This window comes from Yoonia sp. (assembly GCF_017854565.1).
Lineage (GTDB): Bacteria > Pseudomonadota > Alphaproteobacteria > Rhodobacterales > Rhodobacteraceae > Yoonia.
In genome coordinates this window covers 84,589-91,180 of sequence record NZ_JAFMHJ010000008.1, presented here as the reverse complement: position 1 = coordinate 91,180, position 6,592 = coordinate 84,589, and the positions used below count along the sequence as shown (strand labels likewise).

The 6,592-nt window shown below is 57.3% G+C and carries 10 protein-coding genes and 1 pseudogene; 6 read left to right on the top strand and 5 right to left on the bottom strand.

The features are described 5' to 3' along the window. Positions 1-54: 54 nt before the first annotated feature. The 5 genes and pseudogenes from QZ196_RS05575 to QZ196_RS05555 all read right to left on the bottom strand — a co-directional run. Positions 55-159: pseudogene (locus QZ196_RS05575) on the bottom strand (IS5/IS1182 family transposase); the annotation flags it as partial. A gap of 94 nt (positions 160-253) precedes the next feature. Further along, entirely contained in the window at positions 254-832 is a 579-nt protein-coding gene (locus QZ196_RS05570; protein ID WP_296424757.1) for a hypothetical protein, read from the bottom strand. A gap of 71 nt (positions 833-903) precedes the next feature. Next, positions 904-1,959, bottom strand: coding sequence for a YeeE/YedE family protein (locus QZ196_RS05565; protein ID WP_296424756.1), 1,056 nt, complete (start codon positions 1,957-1,959; stop codon positions 904-906). 55 nt (positions 1,960-2,014) lie between these two features. Then, on the bottom strand, positions 2,015-2,350 hold the full coding sequence (locus tag QZ196_RS05560; RefSeq protein WP_296424755.1) for a metalloregulator ArsR/SmtB family transcription factor: 336 nt from the start codon (positions 2,348-2,350) through the stop codon (positions 2,015-2,017). Between the two features lie 121 nt (positions 2,351-2,471). Further along, a complete protein-coding gene (locus QZ196_RS05555) occupies positions 2,472-2,879 on the bottom strand; it encodes a hypothetical protein (protein ID WP_296424754.1) in 408 nt (135 codons plus the stop codon). Between the two features lie 46 nt (positions 2,880-2,925). Here QZ196_RS05555 and QZ196_RS05550 point away from each other — a divergent pair, with 46 nt between their 5' ends. The 6 genes from QZ196_RS05550 (at position 2,926) to soxA (ending at position 6,502) form a co-directional block, all read left to right on the top strand. Beyond that, positions 2,926-3,663, top strand: a complete 738-nt coding sequence (locus QZ196_RS05550; RefSeq protein WP_296424752.1) for a cytochrome c biogenesis protein CcdA — start codon at positions 2,926-2,928, stop codon at positions 3,661-3,663. A gap of 21 nt (positions 3,664-3,684) precedes the next feature. Next, complete coding sequence (locus tag QZ196_RS05545; RefSeq protein ID WP_296424750.1) at positions 3,685-4,251, top strand: thioredoxin family protein; 567 nt, start codon at positions 3,685-3,687, stop codon at positions 4,249-4,251. Positions 4,252-4,357: 106 nt separating this feature from the next. Then, positions 4,358-4,828, top strand: coding sequence for a sulfur oxidation c-type cytochrome SoxX (soxX, locus tag QZ196_RS05540; RefSeq protein WP_296424747.1), 471 nt, complete (start codon positions 4,358-4,360; stop codon positions 4,826-4,828). 30 nt (positions 4,829-4,858) lie between these two features. Continuing rightward, entirely contained in the window at positions 4,859-5,275 is a 417-nt protein-coding gene (soxY, locus tag QZ196_RS05535) for a thiosulfate oxidation carrier protein SoxY (RefSeq protein ID WP_296424746.1), read from the top strand. Positions 5,276-5,291: 16 nt separating this feature from the next. Further along, complete coding sequence (gene soxZ / locus QZ196_RS05530; protein WP_296424744.1) at positions 5,292-5,621, top strand: thiosulfate oxidation carrier complex protein SoxZ; 330 nt, start codon at positions 5,292-5,294, stop codon at positions 5,619-5,621. A gap of 77 nt (positions 5,622-5,698) precedes the next feature. Next, positions 5,699-6,502 (top strand): sulfur oxidation c-type cytochrome SoxA, encoded by an 804-nt coding sequence (gene soxA / locus QZ196_RS05525; RefSeq protein WP_296424759.1) that lies wholly within the window; start codon positions 5,699-5,701, stop codon positions 6,500-6,502. Positions 6,503-6,592 lie beyond the last annotated feature (90 nt).

The window sequence follows — 6,592 nt, the reverse complement described above, 5'->3', positions numbered from 1 at the left end:
GTTGCGCGGAAAATCCACTTATCCCAGCTGTTCAGATTTGCGCAGCCACCTCTCCATCTCAGGATCAAACCAAATCGACAGCGATCCCCGCTGCTTCAGTGAATGATTGTACTTTGCCCAGTTCCGGGTCTTGTACGTCGTCGGTGTCCAGCTGTTCATAGCAGCCCGATATCAAACTGGATTCACCCAATGAATCCCTTCAGGATGCGATTTGTGCAACAAAGCCACTTTGGAATGGGATCGGTGCGGGTGGTTATTCGCTCCAGCCATGCACGTGGACGTGGCGGCCCGAGTGACCTTGCATGATTTTGACGGCAAGCGCCTCTTTTTCCTTGGTCGATGTGCGGACCCACATCAGGATACCTCCGTGTTTGAGTTGGTTTGTATAATAGTCTTTGTGCTGTTTGCCGACGCGCCGGGCCAGCAGCGCGCCGATGACCGCAGCCGGACCGCCCCCGATGGCGATAGCGGCAATAGAGGCGGCCAATGTGCTGACGGGTGTCAGCATGGCGGCCATCGCGATGTAGGACCCCAGAAAGAAGAAACCGCCCGCGATCGCGCCTTCGAGTTCGCCGATGGCTTCTTCTGAGACGAAGGACGCGCGGGGGGCGTGCGGATCATCTTCGAGCGCGTCGGAGCGCCAATAGGCCTTGCCAAGCTTTTCTTTCAGGACTTCCTCGCGGGCGAGCAAGCTGATGTCATGGCGGCTAAAGCCGACCATGCGCAAATCGTAATAGGCGGCTTGCAGGGCGTCGAACGTGTCGAAAACACCAACGGCTTCGGGGATTTCGATGACAATCGTTTTCTGTGGGGGAGTGTCGGTGTCGGGCATTGCGGTCTCCGTAGTGGCGGGGTTGGGGACACTATGCGACCGATATGGATGTCTGAATTGAGCGTGATCAACTATTCAGCAGGCAGAAAGCCTTCGATCAGTTGCCGCAGCCCCAGTGCCGCCCCGGCAAAGATTGCCGCGAAGGTCAGGGGTGCGCTGAAGGCGAGCAGTGAAAATGCAGAAAGGCCTTGGCCGATGCTGCAGCCAATTGCGACAACGGCGCCGACCCCCATCAGGGCCGCACCAAGGATTTGACGCCGCAGTTCGCGCGGGTCTTCGCAGGCTTCCCAGCGAAAATGGCCCTTGATCAGGCTGCCCAGAAACGCGCCTATCCACACCCCGGCGACAGAGCCAATGCCAAACGACAAATGCTGCCCGGTCGCGGTCATGCCATAAAGAATGGTTTCCCCGACAGGTGCCGCAAAGGTGTGCGATACGACGGCAAGGCCGCCAAAGCCGTTTTGATCGACGTAGTAGGTGCCAGCCCACGAGCTGACCACAGCGAGACCGACGACGATGCCCCACCCGATGGCCCGCCGATCCTGACGCAGGGTGCCGCCTACAAGGGAAAGCGTGATCACGGTCAGGCCGATCACGATGCCGATGGCCGCGACGGAAAGGCCGAAGGTGTCGCCGATAAGGTGGGCCAGACCTGCGGGCGTCGAACCTGCGGATGCGGGCGGAAAGATGACGATGCGTAGCCATGCCAGCGGACCGGAAATGGTTGCGTAGGCCGCCAGCCCCATGACAACGACGATGACGAATGATCGCAGGTCGCCGCCGCCCAGACGGGCCAATGCGCCGTAGCCGCAGTTGCCGGCCATCGCCATGCCGTAGCCAAACATCAGCCCGCCTGCGATGCTGGCGGCCGGTGACCATGCGACAAACAGATAGAAGGAGCGGGCCGGATCGAACAGGCCGACGGCCATCAACCCAAAGCTGCCCAAGATTGCGACGCCGATGGCCAGGGCCCACATGCGCAGCCGCGTATCGCTGCCGCCGTAAAGCCAGTCTTCGATTGCGCCCAATGTGCAAAAACGGCCCAGCCGTGCGGCGAGGCCAAGCAGCAAGCCGCCAAACAGGCCGATTACGGCCATGACGTTTGTTTCACCTAATGTGTCCAGCACGTCATGCTCTCCCCCCGTCAGTTTGCGCGGCGCGCTGCCGTCTTCGTCGGTCTGACTAGTCCTGTTTGCAAAAAAGCTGGTAGACCAATCCGATGATCTGCCGCGACCGATCATCGGCCAGACTGTAATAGATCGTTTTGCCGTCGCGGCGCGGATGCACCAGCCCTTCAAGGCGTAGCCGCCCCAATTGCTGGGACACGGCGGCCTGCCGGGCGGACAGCAGCTCCTCAAGCTCGGTCACGGATTTTTCACCACTAGCGAGATGACATAGAATCATCAGCCGCCCTTCGTGGCTGACGGCCTTGAGGTAGTTGGTCGCCTTTGTCGCGCTGTCCATCATGCGGTCCATCTCGGTATCGCTGAGAGACCTTTCAATTACGGGCAAAGACATGCGGGGACACCTATTTGATACAGATCAGTTTGTGACTGTATGTTTAGTGCTATTGGCGCCGGGGTCAAAGCACTGTCGCGTGTCTGTTTATCAGATCCCGTCGTCATGTTGTATGCAAACGTCACAATTGCGGCTCCGGTGTCGCTATTTTCAGTTCAAATGGGATGTCGTGTTGTTTGAGCATGGTTCCCAGCAGGCCCCAAAAGAAGTCCTGGCCCGGATAACCTTCGATGCGGCTGAGTTCTTGGCCATCTTGGAGCAGGATGAATGTCGGGGTGAAATTGACGGCGCGGACCAATGTGACATCGGCTGGGGTGGGCTGTGTGACATTCATTCGGCGGAGTGGCACCGCAGCCCCTTCGCCGGTTCTACCGTAGATTGGCGCGACTTCGGCGTTCCAGCGTGCGCACCAGATGCATCCGGGTTCTTCGGCCATCAGCAGGGCCGGTTGCGCGGTCACGGTAGCGCCCGCCACCAGCACGAATGCAGCGACGATGGATCGAATTGCTGTAGCCAAACCGAAATACATTCACGTATCATAATATGAATGAGTCGCCGGATCAAGGAAATGGTGTATGCTGGATATCAGTTATCTTGGTGCCGCGCTTGCCGGGTTATTGTCGTTCTTTACACCGTGCGTGCTGCCGATGGTGCCGTTTTACCTTTGCTATATGGCCGGGATTTCGATGAATGAATTGCGCGGTGAGGATTCGATCCCGCCCGGTGTGGTGCGCAAGCTGGTCATATCTGCGGTTTTTTTCGCGCTGGGCGTCACCACGATTTTCGTGATGCTGGGGATGGGTGCCACGGCGGTTGGCCAGACGTTTGGCCATTGGCGTCAAACGCTTAGCTATGTTGCGGCGGGTATCTTGTTTTTGTTCGGGCTGCATTTTCTGGGTATTTTGCGGATCCCGCTATTGTACCGCGAGGCCCGCGTCGAAAGCAAAGCAGAGCCGTCGACAGTGTTTGGCGCCTATCTGATGGGGCTGGCGTTTGGGTTTGGCTGGACGCCTTGCGTGGGTCCGGCGCTTGCGTCCATTCTGATGATCGCCAGCGGAATGGGTGATATCTGGCGCGGCGGTCTGTTGCTGTTCGTTTACGGGATGGCGATGACGTTTCCGTTTATCGTCGCGGCCATTTTCGCCAAGCCGTTTCTTGGCTGGATGCAGCGCAACCGCAAATATCTTGGTTATGTCGAAAAGGTCATGGGGGTGATGCTGATCATCTTCGCCCTGCTGATCGCCACGAATTCCGTCAATTATATCGCCCAGTGGATGATTGAGACGTTCCCCGCGTTCAGTTCATTTGGGTAGTCACGAAAGGAGCCGTTCAAAATGCTACGCCAACTGATTATCGCCGCCGCCCTGACGCTGGCCATGCCGGCCATGGCCGTCACCATGGGCGACGACGGCCTGCACAAAACCGACTGGATGCGCGATACCTTCAAGGATTTGCGCGAAGATCTGGAAGAGGCCAACGCCGAAGGCAAGCGCCTGCTGGTCATCATCGAGCAGCGCGGCTGCATCTATTGCACCAAGATGCACGAAGAGGTGTTCCCGGTTCCCGAAATAGACGCCACCCTGCGCGATGATTATTTCGTCGTACAAATCAACATGTTTGGCGACATCGATGTGACCGATTTTGACGGCACGACGCTGCCCGAAAAAGACATGGTGCGCCGCTGGAATGCGTTGTTCACCCCGACGATGATGTTTTTCCCCCAGGAAGTCCCCGAAGGCGTCACCGCAACGCAGGCCGCCGTGGCCGTGATGCCGGGTGCATTTGGCAAGTGGACGACGCTGAATCTGCTGAACTGGATTCTGGAAAAAGGGTATCTGACCGACGAGACATTTCAGAAATACCATGCGCGTATCCTGCAAGAGCAGGGAATTTTAGAGTAAAATCAACCATTTAATTCAAGTATTCACATAGTTGATTTTGTAGTTGCGAGAATCCGTTTGGGTGCGCTACGGTATACATAAGTGATTTGTGATCCAGGGAGGGACCATGAAACGTATAATGACGTTGGCTTGCATAGCCACAATGGCAAGCGCCGCTTTTGCCGAGACCGCACCCGACGACGTTGCGTTCACGCAGTACGGTGAGCTTGAACAATCTCTGTCAGGGCAACCCGGTGACCCGGAGGCTGGCAAGGCAATCATGGTCGCGCGTGGCAAGGGCAATTGTATCGCCTGCCATCAGGTCACCGCGCTTGAGGAGTTCCCGTTTCACGGCAATGTCGGGCCATCCCTGGATGGGATAGGCAGTCGCCGTAGTGCCGCAGAACTGCGCGGCATCATCGTGAACGCAAAGATGACGTTCGAAGGTACGATCATGCCGGCCTTCTACCGCGTCAGTGACTTTACCCGTCCGGGCGACGCATTTACCGGAAAAGCGGCCGATGGCCCGCTTTCGCCGCTTTTGACCGCCCAGGAAATCGAAGATGTCGTCGCCTACCTGCAGACCCTTCAGGACTGATAGGCGACCGAAACTATGACAGGAGACGTTATGAATTTCACGCGCAGAGATACGCTTTTTATGGCGATCGGATCTGCGGTTGCGGCTGCGCTGCCATTGCGCGCATTCGCCGCCGTCGAAGATGACATTGCCGCTTTCACGGGTGGTGCCGCTGTCGGCACCGAGGGGATCACGCTGATCGCCCCGGAAATCGCCGAAAACGGAAACACCGTACCCATCGAGGTGAGTGCGCCGGGGGCAGTGGCCATTATGGTACTGGCCGCAGGCAACCCGACACCGGCTGTCGCCACGTTTACCTTTGGTCCGCTTGCCGCTGCGCAATCCGCAGCAACGCGCATTCGGCTGGCGGGTACGCAGGATGTGATTGCCATCGCGAAAATGCCCGACGGCAGCTTCGTTCGGGCCTCGCAAGAGGTCAAAGTAACAATCGGCGGCTGCGGCGGCTGATCAGGAGAATACGACTATGGCAGAAAATGTAAAACCACGCGTCCGCGTTCCACGCGACGCAACCGCAGGTGAGGTCATCATCATCAAAACGCTGATCAGCCACCCGATGGAATCTGGCCAGCGCAAAGATGGCGACGGCAACCTGATACCGCGGTCGATCATTAACCGTTTCACATGCGAGTTTAATGGCGAAACCGTGATTGATATCACTCTGGAGCCTGCAATTTCCACCAACCCATATTTTGAATTTCAGGCAACTGTGCCCGAAACGGGTGCGTTTGAATTCACGTGGTACGATGATGATGGTGACGTCTACACCGACACCAAGGAAATCACCGTCAGCTAAGGCGTGTTCATAGCCAGGGAGGGCCAATGATGAAGAAAATGCTACTAACAGGCAGCGCTGTTGGGATCGCTTTGGCGATGATGACAGCGCCGGTGTTCGCAGATGAAGACGCGGATCTTTTGATCAACGGGGAAATCGAGATTACCGTGCGCACAGACGCGCCGCCACATATGGAAAACGTCGATACGATCTATTCGGGTTGGGTTTTCCGGTCCACCGAAACGCAGGCCCTTGAGATGGATGATTTTGAAAATCCGGGCATGATCTTTGTCGATGATGCGATCGAGGCCTGGGAGACCGTCGAGGGCACCGAAGGCAAGTCATGCGCTGATTGCCACGGTGATCCGGACGGCATGGCGGGGGTCCGCGCGACCTATCCCAAGTGGAACGAAGACGCCGAAGAGGTCCGCACGATCGCCATGCAGGTCAACGGATGCCGGACCGAACAGATGGGCGCCGAGGCGTGGAAATACGACGGCGGCGACATGTTGAACATGGAGGCGCTGCTTGCGTCTGTGTCGCGCGGTATTCCTGTGAACGTGGCAATCGACGGTCCTGCGCAGTCGATGTGGGAGAAGGGCAAAGAGATCTATTACACCCGCTTTGGTCAGCTTGACCTAAGCTGCGCGAATTGCCACGAAGACAACTATGGCAACTACATCCGTGCGGATCACCTAAGTCAGGGGCAGATCAACGCCTTTCCAACATACCGTTTGAAGAACGCGCAGCTGAATGGCGTCCAGTCGCGGTTCAAGGGGTGTATCCGTGATACGCGGGGTGAAACCTTTGCTGTCGGCAGCGAAGAGTTCATCGCGCTGGAACTTTACGTTGCATCACGCGGTAACGGTCTTTCCGTCGAAGGCCCGTCCGTCAGAAACTGATCCAACACTGCCCGCGGTCGAATTATCGGGCGCGGGCTTTCTCGCTCATAATACATTCATATTTTCGCATACGTTAGCTGAATATAGACA